The organism is Pseudomonas sp. B21-035, from assembly GCF_024748945.1.
GTDB lineage: Bacteria > Pseudomonadota > Gammaproteobacteria > Pseudomonadales > Pseudomonadaceae > Aquipseudomonas.
Window position 1 is genome coordinate 4,614,093 of the sequence record NZ_CP087179.1, and the last position, 25,871, is coordinate 4,639,963.

The 25,871-nt window shown below is 63.4% G+C and carries 24 protein-coding genes; 7 read left to right on the top strand and 17 right to left on the bottom strand.

Annotated features, from left to right (window positions below):
* The first annotated feature begins 10 nt into the window (after positions 1–10).
* From LOY22_RS21005 to cmoB, 3 genes are all read left to right on the top strand, one after another.
* Positions 11–403 carry a protease inhibitor I42 family protein gene (locus LOY22_RS21005; protein ID WP_045197660.1) on the top strand — a complete coding sequence of 131 codons (393 nt, stop codon included), beginning with the start codon at positions 11–13 and terminating at the stop codon, positions 401–403.
* Between the two features lie 85 nt (positions 404–488).
* Complete coding sequence (cmoA, locus tag LOY22_RS21010) at positions 489–1,232, top strand: carboxy-S-adenosyl-L-methionine synthase CmoA (protein WP_093380069.1); 744 nt, start codon at positions 489–491, stop codon at positions 1,230–1,232.
* A complete protein-coding gene (cmoB, locus tag LOY22_RS21015; RefSeq protein ID WP_093380066.1) occupies positions 1,229–2,185 on the top strand; it encodes a tRNA 5-methoxyuridine(34)/uridine 5-oxyacetic acid(34) synthase CmoB in 957 nt (318 codons plus the stop codon). Before cmoA ends, cmoB begins: the two co-directional genes overlap by 4 nt.
* 72 nt (positions 2,186–2,257) lie before the next feature.
* Here the strand turns inward: cmoB and LOY22_RS21020 are convergent, their stop codons facing one another.
* The 5 genes from LOY22_RS21020 to LOY22_RS21040 all read right to left on the bottom strand — a co-directional run bounded on the left by LOY22_RS21020 (position 2,258) and on the right by LOY22_RS21040 (position 9,666).
* A complete protein-coding gene (locus tag LOY22_RS21020; RefSeq protein WP_045197655.1) occupies positions 2,258–2,455 on the bottom strand; it encodes a hypothetical protein in 198 nt (65 codons plus the stop codon).
* Between the two features lie 98 nt (positions 2,456–2,553).
* Positions 2,554–3,882 (bottom strand): OprD family porin, encoded by a 1,329-nt coding sequence (locus LOY22_RS21025; RefSeq protein ID WP_258594682.1) that lies wholly within the window; start codon positions 3,880–3,882, stop codon positions 2,554–2,556.
* 100 nt (positions 3,883–3,982) lie between these two features.
* A complete protein-coding gene (locus LOY22_RS21030) occupies positions 3,983–7,147 on the bottom strand; it encodes a CusA/CzcA family heavy metal efflux RND transporter (RefSeq protein ID WP_258594684.1) in 3,165 nt (1,054 codons plus the stop codon).
* 13 nt (positions 7,148–7,160) lie between these two features.
* On the bottom strand, positions 7,161–8,375 hold the full coding sequence (locus LOY22_RS21035) for an efflux RND transporter periplasmic adaptor subunit (protein ID WP_093380059.1): 1,215 nt from the start codon (positions 8,373–8,375) through the stop codon (positions 7,161–7,163).
* A 37-nt stretch (positions 8,376–8,412) separates the two neighbouring features.
* Complete coding sequence (locus tag LOY22_RS21040) at positions 8,413–9,666, bottom strand: TolC family protein (protein ID WP_258594687.1); 1,254 nt, start codon at positions 9,664–9,666, stop codon at positions 8,413–8,415.
* A gap of 204 nt (positions 9,667–9,870) precedes the next feature.
* Here LOY22_RS21040 and LOY22_RS21045 point away from each other — a divergent pair, with 204 nt between their 5' ends.
* Positions 9,871–10,545 (top strand): heavy metal response regulator transcription factor, encoded by a 675-nt coding sequence (locus tag LOY22_RS21045; RefSeq protein ID WP_045197646.1) that lies wholly within the window; start codon positions 9,871–9,873, stop codon positions 10,543–10,545.
* Positions 10,542–11,933, top strand: coding sequence for a heavy metal sensor histidine kinase (locus tag LOY22_RS21050; RefSeq protein WP_258594689.1), 1,392 nt, complete (start codon positions 10,542–10,544; stop codon positions 11,931–11,933). The genes LOY22_RS21045 and LOY22_RS21050 overlap by 4 nt, the downstream gene beginning before the upstream one ends.
* An 81-nt stretch (positions 11,934–12,014) precedes the next feature.
* On the opposite strand, the gene pdxJ is transcribed toward LOY22_RS21050, so the two are convergent.
* From pdxJ to rpoE, 10 genes are all read right to left on the bottom strand, one after another.
* Complete coding sequence (gene pdxJ, locus LOY22_RS21055; RefSeq protein ID WP_267954166.1) at positions 12,015–12,740, bottom strand: pyridoxine 5'-phosphate synthase; 726 nt, start codon at positions 12,738–12,740, stop codon at positions 12,015–12,017.
* A 63-nt stretch (positions 12,741–12,803) separates the two neighbouring features.
* Positions 12,804–13,487, bottom strand: a complete 684-nt coding sequence (gene recO, locus LOY22_RS21060) for a DNA repair protein RecO (RefSeq protein WP_045197638.1) — start codon at positions 13,485–13,487, stop codon at positions 12,804–12,806.
* 57 nt (positions 13,488–13,544) lie between these two features.
* Positions 13,545–14,447: a GTPase Era gene (gene era / locus LOY22_RS21065; protein WP_045197636.1), complete on the bottom strand. Its 903-nt coding sequence runs from the start codon at positions 14,445–14,447 to the stop codon at positions 13,545–13,547.
* A complete protein-coding gene (gene rnc / locus LOY22_RS21070; protein ID WP_010220977.1) occupies positions 14,440–15,129 on the bottom strand; it encodes a ribonuclease III in 690 nt (229 codons plus the stop codon). The genes era and rnc overlap by 8 nt, the downstream gene beginning before the upstream one ends.
* Positions 15,130–15,377: 248 nt before the next feature.
* Positions 15,378–16,232 carry a signal peptidase I gene (gene lepB, locus LOY22_RS21075; RefSeq protein WP_045197633.1) on the bottom strand — a complete coding sequence of 285 codons (855 nt, stop codon included), beginning with the start codon at positions 16,230–16,232 and terminating at the stop codon, positions 15,378–15,380.
* Between the two features lie 5 nt (positions 16,233–16,237).
* Positions 16,238–18,037: a translation elongation factor 4 gene (lepA, locus tag LOY22_RS21080; RefSeq protein ID WP_045197631.1), complete on the bottom strand. Its 1,800-nt coding sequence runs from the start codon at positions 18,035–18,037 to the stop codon at positions 16,238–16,240.
* A gap of 192 nt (positions 18,038–18,229) precedes the next feature.
* A complete protein-coding gene (locus LOY22_RS21085) occupies positions 18,230–19,627 on the bottom strand; it encodes a DegQ family serine endoprotease (protein WP_176794323.1) in 1,398 nt (465 codons plus the stop codon).
* Between the two features lie 204 nt (positions 19,628–19,831).
* Positions 19,832–20,797 (bottom strand): MucB/RseB C-terminal domain-containing protein, encoded by a 966-nt coding sequence (locus LOY22_RS21090; protein WP_045197627.1) that lies wholly within the window; start codon positions 20,795–20,797, stop codon positions 19,832–19,834.
* A gap of 12 nt (positions 20,798–20,809) precedes the next feature.
* Positions 20,810–21,400, bottom strand: a complete 591-nt coding sequence (locus LOY22_RS21095) for an RseA family anti-sigma factor (protein ID WP_038999040.1) — start codon at positions 21,398–21,400, stop codon at positions 20,810–20,812.
* Positions 21,401–21,431: 31 nt separating this feature from the next.
* Positions 21,432–22,013 carry an RNA polymerase sigma factor RpoE gene (rpoE, locus tag LOY22_RS21100; RefSeq protein ID WP_010220971.1) on the bottom strand — a complete coding sequence of 194 codons (582 nt, stop codon included), beginning with the start codon at positions 22,011–22,013 and terminating at the stop codon, positions 21,432–21,434.
* A gap of 432 nt (positions 22,014–22,445) precedes the next feature.
* On the opposite strand from rpoE, the gene nadB reads away from it, so the two are divergent.
* Complete coding sequence (nadB, locus tag LOY22_RS21105; protein WP_045197623.1) at positions 22,446–24,062, top strand: L-aspartate oxidase; 1,617 nt, start codon at positions 22,446–22,448, stop codon at positions 24,060–24,062.
* On the opposite strand, the gene LOY22_RS21110 is transcribed toward nadB, so the two are convergent.
* Complete coding sequence (locus LOY22_RS21110; protein WP_093380053.1) at positions 24,031–24,483, bottom strand: protein YgfX; 453 nt, start codon at positions 24,481–24,483, stop codon at positions 24,031–24,033. The two genes, nadB and LOY22_RS21110, sit on opposite strands and share 32 nt — an antisense overlap.
* The gene (locus tag LOY22_RS21115; RefSeq protein ID WP_045185642.1) at positions 24,467–24,721 is read right to left on the bottom strand and encodes a succinate dehydrogenase assembly factor 2; all 255 of its coding nucleotides are present in this window, start codon (positions 24,719–24,721) and stop codon (positions 24,467–24,469) included. The genes LOY22_RS21110 and LOY22_RS21115 overlap by 17 nt, the downstream gene beginning before the upstream one ends.
* Before the next feature lie 165 nt (positions 24,722–24,886).
* Here LOY22_RS21115 and LOY22_RS21120 point away from each other — a divergent pair, with 165 nt between their 5' ends.
* Positions 24,887–25,828 (top strand): folate-binding protein YgfZ, encoded by a 942-nt coding sequence (locus LOY22_RS21120; RefSeq protein WP_093380050.1) that lies wholly within the window; start codon positions 24,887–24,889, stop codon positions 25,826–25,828.
* Positions 25,829–25,871: the final 43 nt, after the last annotated feature.

The following is a 25,871-nucleotide window of genomic DNA, read 5'->3' on the forward strand; positions in this document are numbered from 1 at the left end:
CGGAGCTTTCATGACTGCCGCCCGCCTGCTCGTTCCCCTGGGCCTTGCCCTGCTAGCTGCCTGCGCACAAAAACCTGTGCACAACGTCGAACTGGACAACCAGGCCGACTGCCCGCTGCAACTGCAAAACGGCCAGAACCTCACCCTGACCCTACCGAGCAACCCCAGCACCGGCTATCGCTGGCTGGTGCAGAACCCGGCCGCAGGCATCCTGCGTAGCCTCGGCCCCGAGGTCTACAGCCACCCGGAAGATGCCGGCATCGTCGGTAGCGCCGGGCAATCGGTGTGGCGTTTCCAGGCCCAGGGCGCCGGTGAAGGCCATCTGCTGTTGGTCTACCAGCAACCCTGGGCCCCGGAAGTGCGCCCGGTGCAGACCTTCGACTGCGCAATCACGGTCAAGTAGGCCGCGCTGGTCAGCGGGCCATGCATCCTGGCGCCAGTTTGGCTAAAATGCCGGCCTTTTACCGCCCAACGCCTGGATTGCCCCCGTGAGCAAAGAACCCGACCGCCTTTTCGCCCAGCCCCTTGGCCAGGTGCCCGACTTCGCCTTCAACGAAGACGTGGTGCGGGTGTTCCCGGACATGATCAAGCGTTCGGTGCCCGGTTACCCGACCATTGTCGAGAACCTCGGCGTGCTCGCCGCCCAGTTTGCCCAGCCCAACACCGCCCTGTATGACCTGGGCAGCTCGCTCGGCGCGGTGACCCAGGCGCTGCGCCGGCATGTGCGCAGCGATGGTTGCCGGGTGATTGCCATCGACAACTCGGCGGCCATGGTCGAGCGCTGCCGGCAGTACCTCAATGCCCAGGACTCGATGTTCCAGGAGCTGTTGCCGGTCGAGGTGATCGAAGGCGACATCCTTGCCCTCGAGTTCCAGCCGGCCTCGGTGGTGGCGATGAACTTCACCCTGCAGTTCATCGCCCCCGAACAACGCCTGGAGCTGCTCACACGTATTCGCCAGGCGCTGCTGCCGGGCGGTGCGCTGATCCTTTCGGAGAAGCTGCGCTTCGAAGACGCTGATGAACACGCGCTGCTCACTGACCTGCACGTGGCCTTCAAGCGCGCCAATGGCTACAGCGAACTGGAAATTGCCCAGAAGCGCAGCGCCATCGAGAACGTGATGAAGCCCGACAGCCTCGAAGAACACCGCCAGCGCCTGCTGGCGGCTGGTTTCTCCAAGGTTGTGCCCTGGTTCCAATGCCTTAACTTTGCCTCGTTGATTGCCCTGCCATGATTGATCTGTCCCCCCTGGTCCGCCGCTTGGCGGGCACCCCCCTGGCGCAATGGGCGCAAGGCCTGCAAGCGCAACTCGACGCCAAGATGGCAAAAGGTCATGGCGACCTGGAACGCTGGCAAGCGGCGCTGGATGCCTTGCCAGTGCTGGAACCCACGCGCATCGATCTGCAGAACGGCCTCAACCTCGATTGCGACTGCGACGACGACACCCGCGCGCGCATGCAGCAGGCACTGATGGGCCTGTCGCCGTGGCGCAAGGGGCCGTTCGACCTGTTCGGCGTGCACGTCGACACCGAATGGCGCTCGGACTGGAAGTGGTCGCGCGTCGCCCCGCACCTGGACCTCAAGGGCAAGCGGGTGCTGGATGTCGGTTGCGGTAATGGTTACTACCAGTGGCGCATGCTCGGCGCCGGAGCCGACAGCGTCATCGGCGTCGACCCCAACTGGCTGTTCTTCTGCCAGTTCCAGGCGGTGCAGCGCTACCTGCCGCAGCTGCCGGCCTGGCACCTGCCCTTCGCCCTGGAGGACCTGCCGGCCAACCTCGAAGGTTTCGACACGGTGTTCTCCATGGGCGTGTTCTACCATCGCCGCTCGCCCATCGAGCACCTGCTGGCGCTCAAGGACTGCCTGGTCAAGGGCGGTGAACTGGTGCTGGAAACCCTGGTGATCGAAGGTGACGAAAACCAGGTGCTGGTGCCGGAAGACCGCTACGCGCAAATGCGCAACGTCTGGTTCCTGCCATCGGTACCGGCCCTGGAGCGCTGGTTGCGCCGCGCCGGTTTCAGCGATGTGCGCTGCGTCGATGTCAGCACCACCAGCATCGAAGAACAACGCAGCACCGAGTGGATGCGCTATCAGTCGCTCAGCGACTTCCTCGACCCCGACGACCACAGCCGCACCATCGAAGGCCTGCCAGCGCCGCGCCGCGCCGTACTGGTGGCGCGCAAATAAAACAGGCGCCCGTAACGGGCGCCGAAGATTCACCTTTCCAAAGGAGCTGGGGAGCTTCCAAGGTGAACGGAGCTACTCTTTGGCGACCTGCTTCTGTTTGCTCTCACGCTCGGACTCCGCCACGGCCTGGTCCTTCTTGCCGTGAATCTGCTCCTGGCTGAGGCGGAAGTTTTCCCAGAACTGCCTGGAACGCTCCGCCCCGCCTTCGGCCAGTGCCGCGCTACTGCCCAGGGCCAATACGGCCATCAGCACATACTTGTTCAGGCTCATGTTGCTCACCTCGTGATTGAATTTCAGGACAGTTCAATCTTACGGGGGGCAAGCTAACGCCAAGGTGAGGCGGACATTACAGTGCTGCAAGATTCGCCTTACAGCACGCTCAGCGGATACTCGACAATCAGGCGCACCTCATCGAGGTCCGATTCGAATGCCGTGGCCCGGGTCGTGGCCTGGCGCACGCGCAGCGACAGGTCCTTGAGGCTGCCGGACTGCACCACATACTTCGCCTCGATATCGCGCTCCCAGCGCTTCTGCCCGGTCAGCGGGTTGCCCTCGGCATCGCGGCGCATGTACACGCCGTTGGCATCGGAGTAATCAATGCCGCTGCCGCGCCCGTAGCGGCTCATGAACGACAGGCCCGGCACGCCATAGGCGGCCATGTCGAGGTCGTAACGGAGCATCCACGAGCGCTCTTTCGGCGAGTTGAAGTCGCTGTACTGGATCGAGTTGTCGAGGTAGATCGAGTCGGACTGGCGCAGGTAGTCAAAATCGTTGTCACCCTGGTTGCGCTGGTGCGACAAGGCCAAGGTGTGGGCGCCGTAGCTGACACCGACGCGGGCGCTCCAGATGTCGTTGTCAAACGTGCCGAGCAGTTGCTGGCCCTCGTCCTTGGCCTTGTAGTAGTTGAAGCTGGTAAAGCCGGTGAGGTCGCGGGTGATCGGGTACTTGTAGCTGACTCCGGCGTAGTACTGGTCCCAGGCGTCCTTCAGGCGGCTGCTGTAGAGGCTCAGGCTGAGGTTGTCGGTGGCCTGGTAATCGCCGCCGAAATAGCCCAGCCAGGGCGAATCCACGGGGCCGGCGTAGAAAGTCACGAAACCGTCGCGGTTGTTGCTCGACAGCGGCTGGCTCATGGCATGCAGGCGCCCGCCCTGCACTTTCAGGCCAGCCAGGCTGGTGTTCTCCAGGGTCCAGCCGGTGAAGCTTTCCGGCAACAGCCGCGAGTCGCCGAAATGCACCACCGGGGTGGTCGGGAACACGTCGCCGAACTTGAGCTCGGTGTCGAACAAACGCGCCTTGATCGCGCCACCGAGCTTGCTGAAGTTGCTGGCGATATCGCCATTGCGGTCCACCGGCAGCATGTCGAACGAACTGCGCCCGCCGCTGCGGCCATCGCCGCTGTCGAGCTTGAGGGCGAGCATGGCGTGGGCATCCAGGCCAAAGCCGACCGTGCCCTCGGTGTAACCTGACTCAAAGCGGGCGATAAAGGCCTGGGCCCAGGCTTCGGCGTAACCGGCCTTGCCGGTAGGCGATTGCTCACCGTTACGGTAGTCGCGGTTGAAATAGAAGTTACGGCTGAGCACCGTCAGGCTGCTGTCTTCGACAAAGCCTCCGCCTGCGGGCTGGCTGACGGCATTGGCGGTCGCACAACTGGCCAGGGCCAGGGCGCCGGTAAAACAGGCTGTGGATTTGTTCCCCATCTTCAACTCCTGATTATTGGCAGAGATACGCAAGGCGCCCGCAATGCGGGCGCCTTGGGTATCCTGACAAGGGCTGAATAACCCGAAGATGAGCGGCGAATTACAGTTTCGTCACCTCGGATGCGACCTCCTGCTCTTCATCCTTGCGGTGCGCCCAGTAATACAACGCCGGCAGTACCAGCAGGGTCAGCGCCGTCGACGAGAGAATGCCGCCGATCACCACAGTGGCCAGCGGTCGCTGCACTTCAGCACCGGTGCCGGTGGCCAGGGCCATGGGAATAAAGCCCAGGGATGCCACCAGGGCAGTCATCAGCACCGGGCGCAAACGCGTCAGTGCGCCTTCGTCGATCGCCTGGTGCAGCGAACGACCTTGCTCGCGCAGGCCGCGGATAAAGGCAATCATCACCAGGCCGTTGAGCACCGCGACCCCAGACAGGGCAATAAAGCCCACGCCCGCCGAGATCGACAGGGGGATATCCCGCAGCCACAGGGCAACCACCCCGCCGGTCAGGGCAAACGGAATGCCGGTGAACACCAGCAGCCCGTCCTTGAGGTTGTTGAACATCATGAACAACAGGCCGAACACCAGCAGCAACGCCACCGGCACCACCACTTGCAGGCGCTGCGCCGCCGACTGCAACTGCTCGAACTGACCGCCCCAGCGGGTCCAGTAACCGGCCGGAATGCTCACCTGGCTGTCGATGCGCGCCGCCGCCTCGTCGACGAACGAGCCGATATCGCGACCGCGCACGTTGGCGCTGACCACCACCAGGCGCTTGCCATCTTCACGGCTGACCTGGTTGGGGCCTTGCACCAGCTCAAGGCTGGCGACATCGCCAAGGGTGATAAAGCCGATCTGGCCGCCACTGCCGCTGCTGGCCGGCACCGGTATCAACAACTGCGACAGGCCGTCGATATCGGTACGCAGGGTGTCGGACAAACGCACCACCATGTCGAAACGCCGATCGCCTTCATACAAGGTCCCGGCCTGGCGGCCGCCGACGGCCACGGCGATGGTGTCCTGCACATCGCCGACGTTGAGGCCATAGCGCGCGGCTTTGTCGCGGTCGACGTCGATGGTCAGCACCGGCAGCCCCGAGGTCTGCTCGACCTTCACTTCCGAGGCGCCCGGCACCGCCTGCAAGGTACTGGCGATCTTCGCCGCAGTGCTGTTGAGCACCGCCATGTCGTCGCCAAACACCTTCACCGCGACATCACTGCGCACCCCGGAAATCAGCTCGTTGAAGCGCAACTGGATCGGCTGCGACAGTTCATAGTTGCTGCCCGGCACCCGCGCGCTGGCACGCTGGATATCGGCGATCAGTTGCTCGCGGCTCTTGCCCGGATCGGGCCATTGCTCTTGTGGCTTGAGCATCACGTAACTATCGGAAATGTTCGGCGGCATCGGGTCCGAGGCGATTTCAGCGGTACCGGTGCGGGCGAACACCCGCTCTACCTCCGGCACCTGGCTGAGCACGCTTTGCTCCAGGCGCTGCTGCAACTGCACCGACTGGCTCAGGCTGGTGCCGGGCACGCGCAGGGCCTGCAGGGCAAAGTCGCCCTCGCTCAGGCTCGGCACGAACTCGCTGCCCATGCGGCTGGCCAGCACACCCGAAAGCAGCACGGTAATCGCGGCAAGGGAGAACGCCAGCGGGCGATGGCTCATGACCCATTTGAGCAGCGGCGCATAGCCACGCTTGGCGCTGCGCATCAGCAGGTTTTCGTCTTCCTTGACCTTGCCGGTGACGAACAGGGCGATGGCCGCCGGCACGAAGGTCACCGACAGCAGCATGGCGCCGAGCAAGGCGATGACCACGGTGAAGGCCATCGGGTGGAACATCTTGCCCTCGACCCCGCTCAGGGCAAAGATCGGCAAGTACACCACCATGATGATCAGCTGGCCGAAAATCAGCGGCCGGCGCGCTTCGCGGGCGGCATTGAAGACTTCGTGCAAGCGCTCGGAGCGGGTCAGCAGGCGGCCGTGATGCTGCTGGGCATGAGCCAGGCGCCTGATCGCGTTTTCAACGATCACCACTGCACCATCGACGATGATGCCGAAGTCCAGCGCGCCCAGGCTCATCAGGTTGGCACTGACCTTGTTGCTGAACATGCCGGTGAAGGTGAACAGCATCGACAACGGGATGACCATGGCGGTGATCAGCGCCGCACGGATGTTACCGAGGAACAGGAATAGAATGACGATGACCAGGATCGCGCCTTCGATGAGGTTCTTCTTCACCGTGGCAATGGCCTTGTCGACCAGGTTGGTGCGGTCGTAGACGGTGACCGCACTCACCCCTTGCGGCAGCGAGCGGTTGATCTCCACCAGCTTTTGCGCCACCGCCTGGGACACCGTGCGGCTGTTCTCGCCGATCAGCATGAACACCGTGCCGAGCACCACTTCGCGGCCGTTCTCGGTCGCCGCGCCGCTGCGCAGCTCACGGCCGATACCGACTTCGGCGACGTTGCGCACGCGGATCGGCGTGCCGTCGACGTTGGCCAGGACGATATTGGCAATGTCATCGAGACCGGCCAGTTGCCCCGGGGCGCGGATCAGCAACTGCTCGCCACGGCGCTCGATATAGCCGGCGCCGACGTTGGCGTTGTTGCGTTCAAGGGCGGTGAGCAGGTCGCCCAGGGTCAGCTTGTAGGACGCCAGCCGTTTTGGGTCTGGGGCAATCTGGTATTCCTTGGCGAAACCGCCGATGGTGTTGATCTCCGCCACCCCGCGCACGTTGCGCAGTTGCGGCTTGATGATCCAGTCCTGGATCTCGCGCAGGTCGGTCGGCGTGTACGGGCTGCCATCGGCCTTGCGCGCATCGTCAGCGGCTTCGACGGTCCACAGGAAAATCTCGCCAAGGCCGGTGGAGATCGGCCCCATGGCCGCTTCAACGCCTTCGGGCAATTGTTCACGTGCCTGCTGCAGACGCTCGTTGACCAGTTGCCGGGCAAAGAACAGGTCGGTGCCTTCTTCGAAAATCACCGTCACCTGCGACAGGCCCGAGCGCGACAGCGAACGGGTCTGTTCCAGCCCCGGCAAGCCGGCCATGGCGGTTTCGATGGCGAAGGTAATACGTTGCTCGGTTTCCAGCGGCGAAAAGCCCGCGGCCTGGGTGTTGATCTGCACCTGGACGTTGGTGATGTCCGGCACGGCGTCGATCGGCAGCTTCTGGTAGCTGGCAACCCCAAGCCCAGCCATCAGCAGCACCGCCAGCAGCACCATCAGGCGCTGTTCGATGGCAAATTGTATGAGGCGTTCGAACATGTGAGCTTCCCGGTCAGTGGGCGTGTTCGGCGCTGGCCTTGCCCAGCTCCGACTTGAGGATGAAGCTGCCCTGCGCCGCTACTTGCTGGCCGGCTTGCAGGCCCTTGCGAATCTCGACGAAACCGTTGGCACTGGCGCCCGGCTCAACCGCCTGGGCGATAAAGCCTTCGGCAGTGCGCACGAACACCGTGGGCTTTTCTTCCAGGGTCTGCAGGGCTTGGTCCGGTACGCTGAGGGCGGCGGCATACTGCTCGGTGGGCACCTGCACGGCGACAAACAAGCCGGGGCGCCAGGCCCCTTGCGGGTTGTCGAGGGTGACGCGCACCGCAGCGGTACGGGTCTGTTCGCCGAGCAGGCTGCCGACATGAGTAACCGTGCCACTCACCTGCTGGCCCAGCTCGCTGGCAACGATGGTCACCGGCATGCCGGCGCGCACCTTGGGCAGGTCACGGGGCGCCACGCCGAAAGTCGCCCAGACCCGCGACAGGTCCGAAAGGGTGAAGGCGGCGCTGGTTTCGTTGACCACCTCGCCCGGCACCAAGTGCTTCTCGACGATTTGCCCGGCAAACGGTGCGCGCAACTCGTAGCGGTTGCCGCCGGCCAGCACCACACTGCCGCTCAGGGCGCTGATCTTCTGCCGGGCATTGGCCTGGGCGATTTCTGCCTCTTGCAGGGTCTGGCGCGCCTGCTGGTAATCCTGCTCGGCGGAAATGCCCTCTTGCCACAGGTCCTTCTCGCGTTGGTAGCTGCTGCGCGCCAGTTCCAGGCGGCGCTGGCTGGCGGCCAGTTCACTGCGCTGCTCGGAGATCTGCGGGCTGGCGATCACCGCCAACAGATCGCCGGCCTTGACCTGCTGGCCGAGCACCACGGCGACCGACTCGACCACCCCGGCTGCGCGCGGCACCAGGTGCGCGGTGCGGTCTTCGTCGAAACGGATCTCGCCGGGCAGTGCCAGGCTGCGCTGCAGTTGGCGCGGGGCAACGGCGGCCAGCTCGATACCGGCGAGATCTATCTGCTCCTGGCTTAGGGTCAGCGCGCCCTCCTCTTCATGACCTTCTTCGGCTTGTTCCGCTTGGCCATGCTCCTCTTCTTCATGATCGCCTTCGGCATGGGCGTGGGCGGCGGCAGGGGCGGCGGCAACCGGGCCGCCCTGGCGCGCCAGCAGCACGCCCAGGCCCAGGCCGAGCAGCAGGGCCGCGACCAGCAGCGTGATGGACTTGTTGTTCATGCAGGTTCCTCAGCAAAGTGTCGGGTGATGGTCGCGATCAGCGACTGGCGAGGCTCAGGTCGCCAAAGATCCGTTCCAGGCGCACCCGTGCCTCGCTGCTCTGGGCCTGGGCCTGCAGGTATTGCAGGCGCGCAGCCACCAGGGTGCGTTGGGCGTCGAGTACATCGAGGAAGGCAAACTTGCCGCGCTCAAAGCCGCGGGTGGCGGCATCCAGCGCCTGCTGCGCCGAAGGCAGGATCGAGCGGTCGAAGGTCTGCACCTCGCTGGCCGCCGTGCTCCACTGCGCCAGGGCCTGGACCACTTCGCTGCGCAGGCGCAGTTCGGCGCCATTACGCTGGTCACGGGCCTGGTCGGCGCGCCGGGCAGCGGCCAGCACATTGCCCTGGTTGCGGTCGAACAAAGGAATCGGCACCGACAAGCCGACCACATTGATGCGCTCGCGGTCGGTTTCGCTGTACTGGCTGCCGACACTGACCGTCAGGTCGGGAATACGCTGGCTGCGGGCCAGGCCCAGGGCGGCTTCGCGCTGGTCGATCTGCAGGCGGGCAAGGCGCAAGTCGGCCGTCTGCTCCAGGCGATCGAGCAGCAGTGTGCGGCTGGGGATGTCGTTGTTCGCCTGCAGGCCGCCGTCAACGCGGCTGAACTGCACCCTGGCGGCGCCGGTGGCGGCGGCCAGTTGCTGGTAGGCAACGGTCAGCGCCTGCTCGGCGCGGCCCTGCTCCAGGCGCACTTCTGACAGTTGCACCTGGGCGCGGGTAGCCTCGACCGGCGAGGCGCTGCCGGCCCTGACCCGGCCTTGCACCACTTGCAGCGCACGCTCGCTCAGGCGCAGCGACTGCTCGGCCAGTTGCAAGCCTTCCTGGGCTTGGGCAGCGGCCTGGAAGGCAGCAATAACCTCGGCCCGCAGCACGTTGCGCTGGCGCTCCAGTTCCAGCGCCGCCAGCTCGGCATCGCGGCCGGCAACGTCCAGGCGCGCCCCCCGTTTGCCGCCCAGCTCGAACAGCTGGCTGACGCCAACGGTGGTGGTCTGCGAGCCCTTGCGGGTGTCTTCCACTTCCCAGCTCAGTTGCGGGTTGGGCAGTACACCGGCCTGGCGCCGCTCGCCTTCGGCAATGTCGATGCCCCAACGCGCCGCAGCCAGCTCGGGGTTGTTGTCACGGGCCGTCTGCAGCGCCGATTCCAGCGTTAATACGGGCTCCTGCGCCAGGGCCAGCGACGGCAAGGCCAGTAACAACAGGGCCAGCAATAGTCGGCCAGGGCCTGTGCCTGGCCGCTCCAGGGTGCAAAACATGGCGGACTCCTGCGCCGTGATCGGAGCCCGCACTCTAGTAATCGGGGTTTATCGCCAGGATGACTCAAGTATTACAAATCTGTAATCCAGGCAAACCGCAGGCGCGGATGGCTTAGTATCCGCCGCTCAATGCACTCCAGCGCTTGACCTTACAGTTACTACAGGGTTGAGAATCAGCGCCTTTCACTGCCAACGAGTCATCCCATGCGTCTACTGATTGTCGAGGACGAACTGCGCACCGCCGAATACCTGCAACAGGGCCTGCGCGAAAACGGCTACATCGTCGATTGCGCCCACACTGGCGCCGACGGCCTGCACCTGGCGCGCCAGCAGGCCTATGACCTGGTGATTCTCGACGTCAACCTGCCCGAGCTCGATGGCTGGACCGTGCTGCAGCGCCTGCGCGCCGAGTCCAGCACGCGGATCATGATGCTCACCGCCCACGGCCGCCTGGCCGATCGGGTCAAGGGCCTGGACCTGGGCGCCGACGATTACCTGCTCAAGCCCTTCGAGTTCCCCGAACTGCTGGCGCGCATCCGCAGCCTGTTGCGGCGCAACGACCAGGCCCTGCAACCGAATACCCTCAAGGTCGCCGACCTGGAGCTGGACCCCAGCCGCCACCGCGCCTACCGCAGCGGCCAGCGCATCGACCTGACCGCCAAGGAGTTCGCCCTGCTGCACCTGCTGATGCGCCAGAGCGGCGAGGTACTGTCGCGCACACAGATCATTTCGCTGGTCTGGGATATGAATTTCGATTGCGACACCAACGTGGTGGAAGTGTCGATCCGCCGCCTGCGGGCGAAAATCGACGATCCTTTCGACAACAAGCTGATCCACACCCTGCGCGGCGTCGGCTACGTACTTGAGGCTCGCGAATGAAACCTGCGCGCCTGTCGCTGCGCCTGGGCCTGAGCGTCAGCCTGATGGGCGCGGCGCTGGTGCTGCTGCTCGCATGCCTTGCGGTATTTGCCCTCGACCATGAGCTGGACAGCCGTGCACGCAAGCACCTGGCCAACAAGATGGCGCAGATCGAACACAGCCTGACGATTGACCTCAAGGCCGCCGACCTGGGCACGCCGGTGCATCCGTTGCTGGATGTGGTCATGGGCCACGACAACCTGAGCCTGAGCGTCATTGCCCTGACCGGCCGTCACTCAGCCCTGCTCACTCTGGGCCCGGCCCTGGAAGCCAACACCTTGCTGCAGATCGAAAGCGGCCCGCACCTGGCTTTCAGCCCCTGGCGCGACCAGGACGGCGAACACCTGCTCACCGCCTCGCGGCTTATGCGCCTGCAGGACGGCACCCTGGTGCGGGTGCTGCTGACGGTCAATCGTGCCGACGACCATGCCCTGCTCCAGGCCTACCTGGGCTCGACTCTGTGGGCCTTGCCGCTGCTGCTGGTGCTGATCGGCCTGGGCGCCTGGAAGCTGGTCCAGCGCGGGCTGCTGCCATTGCGCCGTTTTCGCCGGGTGGCCGAACAGGTCTCGGCGCAAACCCTCAGCCACCGCCTGCCGGAAACCGGCCTGCCGCAAGAACTGGGCGATCTGGCCGGTGGTATCAACATCATGCTCGACCGCCTGGACGACGGCGTGCAGCGGTTGTCGCAGTTTTCCGACGACCTTGCCCATGAACTGCGCACGCCCATCGGCAACCTGATGGGCAAGGCCCAGGTCACCCTGACCCGCGAGCGCTCCAACGAGCAATACCGTGAAGCGCTGGAAAACAGCATCGAAGAGCTGACCCGGTTGAATCGCATCATCAACGACATGCTGTTCCTCGCCCAAGTCAGCCAGCCGCAGGCGCAGGTGCCGCTCAAGCCGGTGGTGCTGGCCGACGAGGTGCAGCGGGTTTGCGAACTGTTCGAATGCAACGCCGAGCAAAAAGGTATTGCCCTGCGCGTACAGGGCTGGGGCACGGTGCTGGGTGATCGCTTGATGGTGCAGCGGGCGCTGTCGAATCTGCTCAGCAATGCGATTCGCCATGGCGATGAGGGCCAGCCGATCAACATCGCGATTGAACGCCGCGACGGCTCGGTGTGGGTATCAGTGGAAAATCGCGGTCCCGGTATTGCCGCGATGCATTTGCCGCACCTGTTCGAGCGCTTTTACCGCGTGGGCTCGGGGCGCTCGCGCCTGGAAGGCGGTACCGGGCTGGGGCTGGCAATCGTGCGCTCGATCATGCAGGTGCATGGCGGGCGGGTTGAGGTGCAGAGCGAGCTGCAGGGGGTGACGCGGTTTAGCCTGGTGTTTGCCGATCAGGTTGGCTGATCGGGCCGGCTCCCACAGGGTTGCTTACTTTGTGGGAGCTGGCCTTGCCGGCGATGGGCTGCAAAGCAGCCCCGGACAATCTCAGTGCCGGCTGGCCGCCAGAATCAGCGCCTTCATCTCCGCTACCGCCGACTTGAAGCCAACGAACAGCGCATGGGCCACCAGCGCATGGCCGATGTTCAGTTCGTTGATGCCCTTGATCGCCGCCACCGCTTCAACGTTGTGGTAATGCAGGCCGTGACCGGCATTGACGATCAGGCCCTGGCCGAGCCCAAAGGCTACGCCGTCGGCCACGCGCTTGAGCTCTTCAGCCACTTCGCTCGGGGTTTGCGCATCGGCATAACGGCCGGTGTGCAGCTCGATGGCCGGCGCACCGACACGGCGCGAGGCTTCGATCTGGCGCTCGTCAGCATCGATGAACAAGGACACTTCCGCGCCCAGACGCGACAGGCGCTCAACCGCAGCCTTGATCCGTGCTTCCTGGCCGGCGACGTCCAGGCCGCCTTCGGTGGTCAGCTCCTGACGGGTTTCCGGAACCAGGCAGATGTGCGCCGGGCGAATGCGCTCGGCAAACACCATCATTTCTTCGGTGACGCCCATTTCGAAGTTCATGCGCGTCTGCAACACATCCTTGAGCAGCAGCACGTCACGCTCCTGGATGTGCCGGCGGTCTTCGCGCAAGTGCACGGTAATGCCATCGGCACCGGCTTCTTCGGCGTCCAGCGCGGCTTTGACCGGGTCCGGGTAGCGGGTACCACGCGCCTGGCGCAGGGTCGCCACGTGGTCGATGTTCACGCCGAGCAGCATGCGGTTGCTTTGAGTCACGAAGAGGCTCTCCTGAAGATTGAGCCCCACAGCATACGACGTTGTTCAGCGCTTGCGAAACAGTTCGCGACTGACCAGCGGCCGACCGCCCAGGTGTACGGCCAGGGCCTGGCGCATCAGGCGCTTGGCGGCGCCCAGAGCACCGGGGATTTCCCAGGCGGCTTCAGCCATGGCCAATAGCTCGGCACCGTTGAACAGCCCCGGCTGCAACAGGTAGACGCGCTCGAGCCCGGCATCGACCTGCAAGCGGTACAGGCCATCGACCGCAAGGGGATCGCCGTTGACGTCGTGATCGAGAGCGAAGGCATAACCCAGTTCGTCCAGCAGGCGCCACTCGAACGCCCTCAGCAGCGGCTCCAGCGGGCGACCGGCGGCCAGCGCCTGCAAGGTCGCCGCATAGTGCTCGAATACCACCGGATGCGGGTCTTCAGCCGGCAGCAGGCGAATCAGCAGCTCGTTGAGGTACAGCCCGCTGAACAGCGCATCGCCGTGCAGCCAGGCAGCGACACCGACGCTATCCAGACGCCCGACGTTCTTCAGCTCGCCGCGGCCGCGAAACTCGACTTCAAGCGGGACGAACGGCCGCACCTGGCTGCCGCCTTTGCCACGGGCACGGCGCATGACCGCGCGCAGGCGTCCTTGCGGGGTGAGGAAATCCACCAGCGCGCTGGTTTCACGGTAGGCCCGGCTGTGCAGCACGTAGGCCGGTTGGCCAACTGGCAGTTCCATGAGCGGCGCTTCAGAAAAGGTTCGACCCGGCGGCGGACGCTACCGGGCCTGGAGCGATCAGAGGTCGCCGTAGCCCAGCGAGCGCAGGGCACGCTCGTCGTCGGACCAGCCACCCTTGACCTTGACCCAGAGGTTGAGCATGACCTTGGCGTCGAACAGCACTTCCATGTCCTTGCGCGCCTCGGAGCCGATGCGTTTGATCCGCTCGCCCTTGTCGCCAATGATGATCTTCTTCTGGCCGTCACGCTCGACCAGGATCAGCGCATGGATGTGCAGGATCTTGCCCTGCTGCTTGAACTCTTCGATCTCGACGGTGATCTGGTACGGCAGCTCGGCGCCGAGTTGGCGCATGATCTTCTCGCGCACCAGTTCCGCGGCCAGGAAGCGGCTGCTGCGGTCGGTGATCTGGTCTTCCGGGAAGAAGTGCTCGTTTTCCGGCAGGTGTTTGGCGATCAGCCCTTCCAGTGCTTCGAGGTTGTGCCCCTGCTGGGCCGAGATCGGCACGATTTCGGCGTTCGGCAGTTGCTCCTGCAGCCATTGCAGGTGCGGGATCAGGTCGGCTTTCTCTTCGATCCGGTCGGTCTTGTTGATCGCCAGGATCACCGGGCCCTGCACGTACTGCACGCGCTCGAGCACCAATTGGTCTTCGTCGGTCCACTTGGTGCGGTCAACCACGAAGATCACCACGTCGACGTCCTTGAGGGCGGCCGAAGCGGTCTTGTTCATGTAACGGTTGAGCGCCTTTTCGTTGCTCTTGTGCATGCCCGGGGTATCGACGTAGATCGCCTGCACATCACCTTCGGTCTTGATCCCGAGCATGTTGTGGCGGGTGGTCTGCGGCTTGCGCGAGGTGATTGCGAGCTTTTGCCCGAGGATGTGGTTGAGCAGGGTCGACTTGCCGACGTTCGGGCGGCCGACAATGGCGACATAGCCGCAGCGGGTAGTGTTGGTATCAGTCATTGCCATTCTCCACGCCCAGGGCGATCAGTGCTGCGGCGGCCGCGACTTGCTCGGCGATACGCCGGCTGACGCCTTGCCCTCGGCTTTTTTCAGTCAAAAGGGTCACTTCGCATTCGACGAAAAACGTCCGGCAATGGGGTTCACCTTGAATATCCACCACTTCGTAGCGCGGCAGTTCGCAGGCCCGCGACTGCAGGAATTCCTGCAGACGGGTTTTCGGGTCCTTGTTGGTATCGACCAGGGTCAGGCTTTCGAATTCACCCGCCAGCCATGCCAGTACCCGCTCGCGAGCGGTCTGCATGTCCGAATCCAGGTAGATGGCGCCAATCAGCGCCTCCAGGGCATCGGCCAGGATCGACTCGCGGCGAAAACCGCCGCTTTTCAGCTCGCCCGAACCCAGGCGCAGGTATTCGCCCAGGTCAAAGCCCCGGGCCAGTACCGCCAGGGTCTCGCCCTTGACCAGCCGCGCACGCAGGCGCGACAGCTGGCCTTCGCGGGCCTGGGGGAAGCGCTCGAACAGCGCTTCACCGGCGACGAAGTTGAGGATCGCATCGCCGAGGAACTCGAGGCGTTCGTTGTTGCGCCCGGCAAAACTGCGGTGCGTCAGGGCCAGCAGCATCAGCTCCTGGTTCTTGAAGGTGTAGCCGAGCTGGCGCTCGAGGCGGCTCAAGGAAACGCTCACAGTGTACCCACGCGCAGTTCGTGGCCGAAATTCAGCCCGCACGCCTGGGCGCGGGGCTCACACTTTGCAACTCGGTACGCCGCCATCGGGGCTACCGTCGGATTTAACGCATTGTTCAAATCAACATCCTGAAAGACTGTTTGGCTCATGCTCGCTGGCCGGGGTGATCGGTTGCATCCAGGCTTCCCTGAACACAGCCTATGCCAGAAACGCATTCGGCGCTGTCCCAGGACAGCGCCGTTGTAGTGTTACTTGATCAGGCCGACCCGCGACAGGTTCGGGAAGTGGCTCAGTTTAGGCTCTGGCCAGCTCATCCAGACCGCAAAGGCCTTGCCGACGATGTTCTGGTCCGGGACCATGCCGTGCAGTTCCTTGGGAATGTTGGGATCATCCCAGTAACGGCTGTCGTTGGAGTTGTCGCGGTTGTCGCCCATCATGAAGTAATGGCCGGCCGGGACTGTCCATTGCTGGTCAGGCGGCATGCGGTAGCGGCTCATTTCCTTGCGGATCAGGTGCTCGGCTTCACCGAGCTTTTCCTTGTACAGCTCGGCGCTGCCCAGGGTACCCGGCTCGGTGCCGACCAGCTGCTCGGCGATCGCCTGACCGTTGACGAACAGCTTCTTGTCGCTGGTGTAGCGAATCTGATCGCCCGGCAGGCCAACCACACGCTTGATGTAGTTGACGTTCGGGTCGCTCGGGTAGCGGAACACCATGACATCGCCACGCTGCGGATCACCCACCTCGATGACCTTCTTGTCGATCACCGGCAGGCGGATCCCGTAAGAGAACTTGTTCACCAGGATGAAGTCGCCCACTTCCAGGGTCGGCTTCATCGACCCCGAAGGGATCTGGAACGGCTCGATCAGGAACGAGCGCAGCACCAGGACGATGAACAGCACCGGGAAGAACGATTTACCGTACTCGACCAGCAACGGTTCCTTGTTCAGGCGCTCGACCACTGCCATTTCTGGCTGGCTGACGCTGCCCTGATAGTTGGCGATCGCCGAACGCCGGCGCGGGGCCAGGAACAGCAGGTCGACCAGGGCCAACAGACCGCAGACGGCGACGGCGATGACAAGCAACAGCGGGAAATTTAGCGACATAGGACCTAACTATCCAACCTGAGCACGGCGAGGAAGGCTTCTTGTGGGATTTCCACGTTACCGACCTGTTTCATGCGTTTCTTACCGGCCTTCTGCTTCTCCAACAGCTTGCGCTTACGGCTAACGTCACCACCGTAGCATTTGGCCAGTACGTTCTTTCTGAGCGCCTTGACAGTCGTACGCGCAACAATCTGCCCGCCAATGGCGGCCTGGATTGCCACATCGAACATCTGCCGAGGAATCAGTTCCTTCATCTTCTCGGTCAATGCGCGGCCCTTGTAGTGCGCATTGTCGCGGTGCACGATCAGCGCCAGGGCGTCGACCTTGTCACCGTTGATCAGTACATCGAGCTTGACCAGGTTAGCCGACTGGTAGCGGTCGAAATGATAGTCCAGCGAGGCGTAGCCGCGGCTGGTGGACTTCAGGCGGTCGAAGAAGTCCAGTACCACTTCGTTCATCGGCAGGTCGTAGCGTACTTGCACCTGCGAGCCGAGGAACTGCATGTCGCGCTGTACGCCACGCTTCTCGATGCACAGGGTAATGACGTTGCCCAGGTGCTCCTGCGGCACCAGGATGGTGGCCGATACGATCGGCTCACGGAAGTCTTCGACCGAGGACACGTCCGGCAGCTTCGACGGGTTGTCGACGTAGATGGTTTCGCCGGTCTTGAGCTTGACCTCGAAGATTACGCTCGGCGCGGTGGTGATCAGGTCCAGGTCGTACTCGCGCTCCAGGCGCTCCTGGATGATCTCCATGTGCAGCATGCCGAGGAAGCCGCAACGGAAGCCGAAGCCCAGGGCGTCGGAGCTTTCCGGCAGGTACTGCAGCGACGAGTCGTTCAGGGTCAGTTTCTGCAATGCATCACGAAAATCTTCGAAATCATCGGAACTGACCGGGAACAGACCGGCATACACCTGCGGTTGAATACGTTTGAAGCCTGGCAGCACCTCGACCTCGGGGGTCGTGCTCAGGGTCAGGGTGTCACCCACCGGCGCGCCGTGAATGTCCTTGATGCTGGCGATGATGAAGCCTACTTCGCCGGCCTTGAGATCAGCGGTCTGGGTGTGCTTGGGGGTGAACACACCGACGCTGTCGACCAGGTGGACCTTGCCGGTGGACTTGACCAGGATCTTGTCGCCCTTCTTCACCCGGCCGTGACGGACACGCACCAGGGAGACAACGCCCAGGTAGTTGTCGAACCAGGAGTCGATGATCAGCGCCTGCAGCGGCGCCTCGATGTCACCGGTAGGCGCCGGGATGGTGTGCACCAGGCGCTCGAGCACCTCGTCGACGCCCATGCCGCTCTTGGCACTGCAGGCCACGGCGTCGGTGGCGTCGATACCGATGATCTTCTCGATCTCGTCCTTGACCTTGTCCGGGTCGGCCTGGGGCAGGTCCATCTTGTTCAGTACCGGCATGACCTCAAGGCCCTGCTCGATGGCGGTGTAGCAGTTGGCGACCGACTGGGCTTCTACACCCTGGCCGGCGTCGACCACCAGCAAGGCACCTTCACAGGCCGCCAGCGAGCGGCTGACTTCGTAGGTGAAGTCAACGTGGCCGGGGGTGTCGATGAAGTTCAGCTGATAGGTTTTGCCGTCTTGCGCCTTGTAGTGCAGGGTGACGCTGTGGGCTTTGATGGTGATACCGCGTTCACGCTCCAGGTCCATGGAATCGAGTACCTGGGCCTCCATTTCACGCGCAGTCAGGCCACCGCACATCTGAATGAAGCGGTCGGCCAGGGTCGACTTGCCATGGTCAATGTGGGCGATGATGGAGAAATTGCGGATATGACTCAAATCACTCACGGGTCAACACTCAAAAAGGCTGCGGGCCGGACGCCCACCGAAAAATAGCCGGGAATTGTACCTGAAGCTTGACGTTGGCGTCACGTGAACTGTGGGTACCGCGATTGTGGGAAATCGGTGCATGCCCCGGGAAACCTGCGCGGCGCCCAGAAAAAAGGGCAGCCGAGGCTGCCCTTTTCTGCTCAAGCCGGCTTATTCAGCCAGTTTGAAGGTGATGAAGCTGGCGCGGCCCTGACGCAGGACGCGCATCGACACCGAACGGTTCTTCGGCAGCTCTTTGGCGATTTCGGTGAACTGCTTGGCCGAAAGGATCGCCTGGTTGTTCAGATGACTGATGACGTCGCCCGGACGCAGGCCGATCAGCGCTGCCGGACCGTCCTGGACTTCCTTGATGACCACGCCGCCCTTGAGCTCGAGGGACTTCTTCTGCTCGGCGGTCAGGTCGGCCACCGACACACCCAGGCGGTTGCTGCTGCGCTCGACGCCGCCATTGGCGTTGGTGGTGATGTCGGCATCTTCATCCGGCAGTGCGCCGATGGTGATGTCCAGCGACTGGCGTTTGCCATTGCGGATGATGTCGAGCTTGGCCTTGGCGCCATCCTTGAGGCCACCGACCAGGTGCGGCAGGTCGGCAGACATGACGATCGGCTGACCGTTCATGCTCAGGATCACGTCACCGACCTGCAGGCCACCCTTGGCGGCCGGGCCATCTTCCAGCACCTGGGCGACCAGGGCACCGGCCGGCTTGTCGAGACCGAAGGACTCAGCCAGGTCCTTGTTGACCTCCTGAATCACCACGCCCAGCCAGCCGCGGCTGACCTTGCCGTCTTTCTTCAGCTGATTGGAAACATCCAGCGCGACATCGATCGGGATGGCGAACGACAGGCCCATGAAGCCACCGGAACGGGTGAAGATCTGCGAGTTGATACCCACCACTTCGCCGTTCATGTTGAACAGCGGGCCACCGGAGTTACCCGGGTTGATCGCCACGTCGGTCTGGATGAATGGCACGTAGGTGTCGTTGGGCAGGGTGCGGCCCTTGGCACTGACGATACCTTTGGTCACCGAATGGTCGAAGCCGAACGGCGAACCGATGGCCAGCACCCACTCACCGACCTTGAGCTTCTCGGAGTCACCCAGCTTGACGGTCGGCAGGTCCTTGCCTTCGACCTTGAGCAGGGCCACGTCGGTGCGCGGGTCGGTGCCGACCAGCTTGGCCTGCAGCTCGCTGCGGTCCGACAGGCGGACGATGATCTCATCGGCGTCGGCGACCACATGGTTGTTGGTCAGCACGTAACCGTCGCTGGAGATGATGAAGCCCGAACCCAGCGATTGCGCTTCACGCTGGCGGTCACCGCGCGGCGAACGCGGCGTCTGCGGCATGTTGCGCTCGAAGAATTCGCGGAACATCGGCGGCAGGCCTTCAAGATCAGGCATCTGCCCGGCGGCGTACTTGCGGTCCGGCAGTTTCTGCTTGGTACTGATGTTCACCACCGCAGGCGAGGCCTGCTCGACCAGGGTGGTGAAGTCCGGCAGGGCTTCGGCCTGGGCGGTGAGCACCTGACCGAGCATGAACACGGCGGCGACCATCGATAGGTAGGTTTTCAAGCGTGGTATTGACATACGGCTCCCGTCACAACGAGCGTGGTTAGCAGTAGGGACCTGCAGAAGCAGGAAAGGCCAGCCCCCGAAAGGACTGACCTATAGAAAAATTCTGGAGTTTTTGCAAACTGCAAAGCTTGCCAATCATGTCAGCCAAGCAATCCTCGACCTGTCAGCCTCATTGCCTGCGCCTCATTTTTTAGCCTGGGCATCCTGGGCGCGCATGGACAGCGCAATGCGTTCGGCGGTGCCGATAGGGATCTCGCCCACCACAGTCACCATCATTTCGCCCTGGGGCGTGGTCAGGCGCCGCGAGACGGCGACCGTCGGGCCCAGCTGCGTGCGGATATCGGCGGCCGAGCCTTTGTCGAGGGCTTCGACGAACACCGAAAAGCGCGCCAGGCCGTCGTCGTACATCAGGCTGCTGACGGCATTCTTGCTTTGCGGGTCCTTGCGCACGGAGCTGGTGATCAGCTCGAATCCAGGTGGCAACCAGTCCGATCGCCAGCCGGTGACAGGTTGTGCAGCCTGCGCGGTCAGTTGGGCAACCGGCTTGCAGATGCCACTGGCCTTGAGCTGTTCATCGCTTGGTGCGACGGCGGTATTCAGGCGAGTGAACTGGAAACGCTCGAGCAATCGCCCACCGTCGTCGAGCATCAACGACTTGAGCGGCAGCCCGGTGTCTTTATCCAGGTGCAGCTCGAAGGCATAGCGGTGTTGATCACGCGGGGTAAGGGTGACGATTACCGCTTCACGGTCGGCCACCCGCGATTTGCCGGCGACCCCGAGGTCGTACCAGCTCATCAGTTTCAGAGGATCAAGCACTCGCGCCGCAGACTCCGGCGTGTTGGCCACTCCCGGTACCAGGGCCCCGCTTACGCACTGGGTCTGCCCGTCGACACGCACGACTTCCTGGGCCGAGCCATCGAGCTGCAACAGCCGCTCGCTGACTTTGCCGCTCTGGACGCGATGCCAGATGTCGTGGGTGGAGAAGCTACCGTTACGCTCGTAAACGAAAGTACCCTGATAACTCTGCTGTTGCTCGGCCTGGGCCAGACGCTTGAGCCAGTCACCTGCCTGCGCAGAGGAGTTGGCGGCAAGGGCCGGTAGCGTCAACCAGCCACCCAGCAGCAGCGGTATGAGAGGTAGCGCGCGCATGATCCTCCTTACTTAGCGATTTTCCAGGCTGGCTGCACGTGCATACGGCAGAGCGCTCTCGGTACCCTTGAGGGCTGCTTCCTGAGCATGCTGACGCAGGTAGCCAGGCAGACGCTGGTCGTGCCAGCCGGTTTGCCCCTGCAGCACGCCATTGGCCATCGGGCCTGGCTGTTCTGCACTTTCACTATAGCCTGCCAATACGGCCGGGCCCTGTGCTTGTGGCAAGCTCAGGCCTTGCTGCGCCGGTTGTTGGGCAGCCAGCTGGGCACCGCTGATTTCGTCCTGGTTGTACAGGCGTACACCGGCCAGTACCGCGACAGTCACCGAAGCGGCAACGGCCAGGCGGCCCAGGCTGCGCCAGGGTCCACGGGAGACCTTGGCCGGAGCGGCTTCATCGGCCAGGGCTGCGGATACGGCCGAGGCGATATCCAGCTGTGGCAGTACCAGCTCTTTGTGCATGGCTGCACGGGCTACCTGGTAACGCGACCAGGTGGCACGGGTTTCGGGATCATCGACGGCATTCAACACCCGTCGTAATTCCAGTTCGTCCGCTTCGTTATCCATCACCGCGGACAGCGATTCCTGCAAAGCTTCACGACTCATGGCGGTTCCTCTCTTGGCTGTCGCCGCTGTCTCAGGTTTCCTGCAACAACGGCTGCAGGGCTTTGTCTATGGCCTCCCGAGCGCGGAAGATTCGAGAGCGCACGGTACCCACCGGACACTGCATGACGCTCGCAATGTCCTCGTAACTCAGACCATCGAATTCACGTAAAGTTAACGCCGTACGCAAATCTTCTGGCAGTTGCTGGATGGTCCGATGGACGGTGCCTTCGATCTCATCTCGCAACAACGCGCGCTCGGGGGACTCCAGATCCTTGAGGCCATGATCGCCGTCGTAAAATTCCGCATCCTCGGAACTTACATCGCTGTCTGGTGGCCGCCGACCGCGGGACACCAGATAGTTTTTTGCCGTGTTGATGGCAATGCGGTACAGCCAGGTATAAAAGGCGCTGTCCCCGCGAAAATTACCAAGCGCCCGGTAAGCCTTGATGAAAGCTTCCTGCGCCACATCCTGGGCTTCATGGGTGTCGTGGACAAAACGCACGATCAACCCGAGAATCTTGTGCTGATACTTCAGCACCAACAGATCGAACGCTCGCCTGTCGCCACGCTGCACGCGCTCGACAAGCTGCTGATCCTCTTCCTGGGTTAGCATGAACACTCCTCAGTGAACTCGAAGGAGCGTTGCACCTGCCATCGTTCAGGCTTGCAACCATAGACTCGGGCTTTGCGCAAAAGTTCTCCCCTCCAAGCAAGTTTCCTGCGGCCCTTGGTCGGCTCGCACGAAAAACGCAGCGCGGTCACGGCCGGCTGCGTCGATAATCGGGTCTCGAATACGCAAACAGTGCCTTCAAGGGGCGCCTGCCATGCGTCGCCGCGGCATTGTGGCGTGCGGGCATCCTTCTATGGATATCCGTACATCACGGAAAGTTCCCACAAAAGGCTCCCTGGACTGCACAAGCGCCATTGGAAATCAGGGCCTTGGGGCTGCTATAAAGGCAGCCGGTCCAGATTCACGATAGTTTCACAATGCCATAAGCGCCTGACTATTGTGCCGATCCCCCCCTTCAGATACTAGTGTCCTGACATGAGCCAACAATTCCAACATGATGTTCTCGTGATCGGCAGCGGCGCCGCCGGCCTCAGCCTGGCCCTGACCCTCCCCGGTCACCTGCGCGTCGCCGTGCTCAGCAAGGGCGACCTCGCCAATGGCTCGACCTTCTGGGCCCAGGGCGGCGTGGCCGCGGTGCTGGACGACACCGACACGGTGCAGTCCCACGTCGAAGACACCCTCAATGCCGGTGGCGGCCTGTGTCACGAAGACGCCGTGCGCTTCACCGTTGAGCATAGCCGCGAAGCGATCCAGTGGCTGATTGACCAGGGCGTGCCCTTTACCCGCGACGAACACGCCGGCGATGAAGAAAGCGGCTTCGAGTTCCACCTGACCCGCGAAGGCGGCCACAGCCATCGGCGCATCATCCACGCCGCTGATGCCACCGGCGCGGCGATCTTCACCACCCTGCTGGCGCAAGCGCGGCTGCGGCCGAACATCGAGCTGCTGGAACAGCGAGTAGCGGTCGACCTGATTACCGAACGGCGCCTGGGCCTGGACGGCGATCGCTGCCTGGGGGCGTATGTGCTGGACCGCACCAGCGGCGAAGTCGACACCTTCGGCGCGCGCTTTACCGTGCTCGCCACCGGCGGCGCAGCCAAGGTCTACCTCTACACCAGCAACCCCGACGGCGCCTGTGGCGACGGCATTGCCATGGCCTGGCGCGCCGGTTGCCGGGTGGCCAACCTTGAGTTCAACCAGTTCCACCCGACTTGCCTGTACCACCCGCAGGCCAAGAGCTTTTTGATCACCGAAGCCCTGCGCGGCGAAGGCGGCCTGCTCAAGCTGCCCAATGGCGAGCGTTTCATGCCGCGCTTCGACCCGCGCGAAGAACTGGCCCCGCGCGACATCGTCGCCCGCGCCATCGACCATGAAATGAAGCGCCTGGGGGTGGACTGCGTCTACCTGGACATCAGCCACAAGCCGGCCGAATTCGTCAAAAGCCACTTCCCCACCGTTTACGAGCGCTGCCTGGGCTTTGGCATCGATATCACCCGCCAGCCGATCCCGGTAGTACCGGCCGCCCATTACACCTGCGGCGGGGTGATGGTCGATGAACAAGGCCTGACCGACGTGCCGGGCCTGTACGCCATCGGCGAAACCAGTTTTACCGGCCTGCACGGCGCCAACCGCATGGCCAGCAACTCGCTGCTCGAATGTTTCGTCTACGGGCGTTCAGCGGCCAACGACATCGTCGCTCGCCTGGACCAGACCGCAATGCCCCGGGCGCTGCCGTGCTGGGATGCCAGCCAGGTGACCGATTCGGACGAAGACGTGATCATCGCGCACAACTGGGACGAACTGCGGCGCTTCATGTGGGACTACGTCGGTATCGTGCGCACCAACAAGCGCCTGCAGCGCGCCGAACACCGGGTGCGTCTGCTGCTCGATGAGATCGACGAGTTTTACAGCAACTACAAAGTCAGCCGCGACCTGATTGAGTTGAGGAACCTTGCCCAGGTCGCCGAACTGATGATCCGCTCGGCCATGCAACGCAAGGAAAGCCGCGGCCTGCACTACACCCTGGATTACCCGGGCATGCTCACAGAGGCCCGCGACACTATCCTGCAGCCGCCCACCTACGCCGACTAAATTTCAGGCGCAAACGCAGGCGCCGGTGCTGCACCGGCTCCAGCGCGTCGAAGGCGATGCACTGGCCCTCGTTGAAACGCCGCCCGGCCCGGCGAAAGCGCAATACCACGCATCCGGGCAAGGCCAGGCTGTCGGGCTTGAGCTGCACCGCCTGCCAGCCCTGGGCGCGGCTGAACAACTGCCAGCCGTGGGCATCGCGGCGCAGGGCGGTAATGGCGTTGGGGTGGGTCAGCAGGATGCACCGGGGAATGACCCAGGCGCCATGCAGCAGGCACAAGGCAATGGCCGCCAGGCGCAACCACAGGGGCACCTGCAGCAGGCTCAGGGCCAGCAAGGCCAGCAGCAGGCTGGCCAGGTATGCCGCCAACAGTGCCCTTGAGCCCTGCCAGCGACATTCGAAACGCTCACTTGGGCTGGACACGGTCCAGGATGATGCGAACCATGCGTTGCAGCTCCGGGTCTTCGGACTCGCTGCGCTCCATGAACCAGCCGAACATGTCCTGGTCTTCGCAGCCGAGCAAGCGCCAGTACAGTTCCCGGTCTTCCGGGCTCAGGGTTGGAAAAACGTCCTGGCTGAAAGGAACCAGCAACACGTCCAGCTCGAGCATGCCACGGCGGCTGTGCCAAAAGAGCTTGTTGAGTTCAATTTGTTCGACCATGAAGCCCTCCAAAAATAGGCCGCCAGTATACAGAGCCAGCGCCCGAGGGACACGCGACGTTGGTCCGGACATCTGAGCAAATAATGACAGAGGCCTGTACTCAACTACCTATTTTGCCGACAGCGCTCTATCATGGGCCCCAGTCCTATCACCTTGCGATAAACCATGGCCGATTCCGCTTTTTTCTGCACCCTTTCCCACGAAGGCGTTCTCGCCGTCCGCGGCTCGGACGCCGGCAAGTTCCTGCAAGGCCAGCTGACCTGCAACATCAGTTACCTCAACGAGCATACCGCCAGCCTCGGCGCCCGCTGCATGGTCAAGGGCCGCATGCAGTCGAGCTTTCGCATCCTCTCCGAGGGCGATGGCTACTTGCTGGCGATGACCCGCGAACTGCTCGAACCGCAACTGGCCGACCTTAAAAAGTACGCAGTGTTCTCCAAGGCCAAGCTGACCGACGACAGCGCTGCCTGGGTGCGTTTCGGCCTGCACGACGGTGCAGCCGCGCTGCCGGCCCTGGGCCTGGAAGTGCCGGTGCAGACTGACGCGGTCACCCGTCAAAACGGCTTGGTCGCCATTGCCGTATCGGCTGGGCGCATCGAGTTGTGGGTACCTGCCGAGCAGGCCCCGGCGGTGCAAGCGCAACTGGCGGCGCAGTTGGCCGAGGCCGGGCTCAACGACTGGCTGCTCGGACAGATCCGCGCCGGTATCGGCCAGGTCATGCTGCAAACCCGCGAGCTGTTCATTCCGCAGATGATCAACCTGCAGGCCGTGGGTGGCGTGAGCTTCAAGAAAGGCTGCTACACCGGCCAGGAAATCGTCGCGCGCATGCAGTACCTGGGCAAGCTCAAGCGTCGCCAATACCGCCTGGCCCTGGCCGAGGGAGACCTGCCGCAGCCCGGTACCGAAGTGTTCTCGCCCACCCACAACTCCTCCGTTGGTGAAGTGGTACTGGCGGCCCGCAGTGAACAGGGCTGCGAACTGCTGGCCGTGCTGACCGCCGACGCGGTTGCCGACAACAACCTGCACCTGGGCAGCGCCGAAGGTCCGCGCCTGGAGCTGCTGACGCTTCCTTACGAACTGGACCGCGATCGCGAAATCCAGCGCTGAGCCTGCGCCCGCCCTGCACGGGCGGGGCACTCGTCAATTGCGG